The following is a 3,243-nucleotide window of genomic DNA, read 5'->3' as shown; positions in this document are numbered from 1 at the left end:
TGCACCACCGCCGGCACCACGCCGCGACCCTGCACCACATGCTCACGCACAAAACGCTCGCCTCCCGTCAGCCGCGTGCTGTAACGCAGTTCACGGATATCCGACGTATTGCGCCCTATCAGCGGGTGCAGCGCCGCCTCCCTGCCCTGCGCCACCTCCGCGCCTATCCAGTAACGCTCCCGCGCGAACGGGTAACCCGCCAGGCTCAGCCGCACCGGCGCCTCTGCGCCAAACAGCCCTGACCAGCCCAGCGCATAACCCTGGCAGTACATCTCCGCCAGCGACAGCAGCCCCTCTCGCAGCCCCGCACGCTCCCGCGTCTGCGCCAGCGACGCTATCAGACCCTCGCCGTAAGCCTGCAGCCCCTTCTGCGCCCTGAACGTCCGTTCAACATGCCCCCGCAACAGGTTGCTGCGCTCACCGCCAGACAACGCCTCCGACAGCACATAGCGCGCCTCCTCCGCATCGTCCGCCACCCACGCGCACCGGTAAGCAAAATGCTGACGCCCGTTAAGCAGCGTGTGGCTCAGCGCGCTCAGCCTGCCCGCGTCCCACTCCCCCTCCGACAGCGCCGCCGACAGCTGCGACAGCCGCGCCGTCAGCGCGTCCGCCGTCTTCGCCGACACCACAAGCAGGTGACTCGACCGGCCGGCCGGCGCCGCCCGCGCACCCGCGCTCTCCGCGCCGCGCACCACCACGTGCGCATTCGTACCGCTCACGCCGAACGCGCTCACCGCACCCGTCCGCGCCGCACCCGCCCTCACCGGCCACGGCCGCGCCGAACGGTTGACGTAGAACGGACTCGACGACCAGTCAATATACCCGCTCTCCTCCCCGCTGTTCAGGCTCGCCGGGATTGTCTCATGGCGCAGCGACGCTATCAGACACGCCAGGCTCACCAGCCCCGACGCCGCCAGCGCATGCCCCACGTTCGGCTTGCACGACGTCAGCGCACAGCTCTGCGCCGCCACGCCCGCGAACGCCGCGTTCAGCGCGTTAATCTCCACCGGGTCGCCCAGCGCCGTACCCGTGCCGTGCGCCACCACGTACTCCACGCTCTCCGGCGCTATCCCCGCACGACGGTAAACCTCCCGCAGCAGCGCCGTCTGCGCCGCGCCGCCCGGCGCCGTTATCCCCTGCGTCCGTCCGTCATAGTTGATGCCGCTCCCCGCGATAACCGCCTGTATCGGGTCGCCGTCCGCCACCGCGCGCGACAGCCGCTTCAGCACCAGCGCCACACACGCCTCGCCCGCCACCATCCCGTTCGCCCGGCGGTCAAAGGCGTAGCACACCCCCTCCGGCGACAGCATCCCCGTCTCACTCATCGCATCCAGCACCGCCGGCGTCAGCATCAGGTTCACCCCCGCCGCCAGCGCCGTGTCGCACTCATCCGCCTGCAGGCTCCGGCACGCCTGATGCAGCGCCACCAGGCCCGACGAGCACGCCGTGTTTATCGCCATCACCGGGCCGTGCAGGTCCAGCACGTACGCCAGGCGCGCCGCCAGGATACCGTCATGGTTCCCCGTCACGCCCCCGCGGCCGCCCACCCGGCGCAGGTAGTCGCCCTGCTCTACCCCCACGAACATCCCCACCCGGTTTTGCGCCAGATGCCCGCTGCCGTAGCCCGCATCCTCCAGCGCACGCCAGGACTCCTGCAACAGCAGGCGCTGGCGCGGGTCCGTCAGTTCCGCCTCGCGCGGCGACATCTCAAAGAACAGCGGGTCGAACTCATCCGCGCCCGGCACCGCCCCCAGCCAGCGCGTCACCCCGTCATCCCCCTCCAGCCGCTCTGCCGGGTAAGGCCCGATAACGCTGCGTCCTGACGCCAGGATGTCCCACAGCTCACCCGTGGTACGCGCCCCCGGGAAGCGACCGCTCAGGCCGATGACCGCTATCGGTTCGTCGCCCTCCGCCGGGGCTGCCGCCGCAGGACGTTGCGCCAGCCCTTGCGGCGCTGATGCGGCTGGTGAAGATGAAGAAGAGGAGGACGTCGAGGAGGACGGCGCCTGGTAGAACGCCGCCAGGTCATCCCCGAACGTCGCCTGCAGGTAATCCGCGAACTGCCCCAGCGTCGGATAGCTGAAGAACAGCGACGGCGTCAGCACCACGCCGAAGTGCGCGCTCAGGCCCCGCGCATACTCCGTCAGCGAGATAGAATCAAAACCGTACTCCGTCAGCAGGCGCGTTGGCGCTATCTCATGACGCGGCAGCTTCAGCAGACGGTGCGCCTGGTCGGTCAGGTCCCACACCACCGCCTCCGCCACGTCCAGCCCCTTCAGCGCCGTTTGGGCGCCCCCGCCGGGCGGCAGCCGCGCCGGCCGCCGGGCCGACGGCCCGCCCGCGTGCGCCAGTTGCGCCACCAGACGTTCACGTTCGCCGTACAGCACCGCCGCGTGCGCCGTCGTCTGCCCCAGCAGTCGCGTCAGCGCCGTCACCCCCGCTTCCGCCGGCAACAGGCGCAGCCCGCTGTCGCGCAGCGCCGCCTGCGTCGCCGCCGTCATCCGCATTCCCGTATCCTGCCACTGCGGCCAACTGACCGACAGCGTGCGCCCCGGCATCCGCGCCTGGCGCTCACGGGCGAACCCGTCAAGGAAGGCGTTGGCCGCCGCATAGCCGCTCTGCCCCTGGTTGCCCCACACCCCGGCCAGCGAGGAGCACAGTATCATCCACTCCGGCGCCAGCGCCTGCGTCGCCGCGTCCAGCGCCTGAACCCCCGCCACCTTCGGCGCCATCACCCGCTGCAGCGCCGCCGGCGTCATGGTCGCCAGCAGGTGGTCTTCCAGTACGCCGGCGCAGTGCAGCACGCCGTTGAGCCGCCCGTGGCGGGCGGCGATATCCTGCGCCAGGGCGTTCACCGCCGGGGCGTCGCTGATGTCCAGGGCATGCAGTTCAACCCGCGCCCCGGCTGCCCGCAGTTCCCCGGCGAAGGCCTGATGCGCCGCCGCCGTCACGTTGCGGCCGCTCAGTATCAGCAGCGGGTCGCTGACCTGCTGCGCAATGTGCTGCGCCATCACCCGGCCCAGCCCGCCCAGGCCGCCGGTTATCCAGTACACGCCGCCGTCACGCCACGGGGTAACGGGGTCGGCGGCGGGCAGCTCTGCCCAGCGGCGCACTTCGCGCCGCCCTGCCCGGTAGCGCACCAGCGGCTCTGCCGCTGCGGCTTCCGCATCCAGCAATGCCGCCAGGGCGTCGGCGTCGCTGAGCGCGTCGCGGTCAAGGAGCAGCGTCTGGCAGCGCAGGTGC

At 71.2% G+C, this 3,243-nt stretch carries 1 protein-coding gene; it reads right to left on the bottom strand.

All coding sequences use genetic code 11. The features are described 5' to 3' along the window. Positions 1 to 3,243: SDR family NAD(P)-dependent oxidoreductase (locus tag C8D90_RS21875; RefSeq protein ID WP_115460558.1), on the bottom strand; the 3,243-nt coding region annotated here is incomplete at both ends.

The organism is Enterobacillus tribolii (genome assembly GCF_003363015.1).
In the GTDB taxonomy this organism is placed as follows: Bacteria; Pseudomonadota; Gammaproteobacteria; order Enterobacterales; family Enterobacteriaceae; genus Enterobacillus; species Enterobacillus tribolii.
The sequence above is the reverse complement of the archived record's forward strand: the minus strand, read 5'-3'. Positions and strand labels throughout refer to the sequence as shown.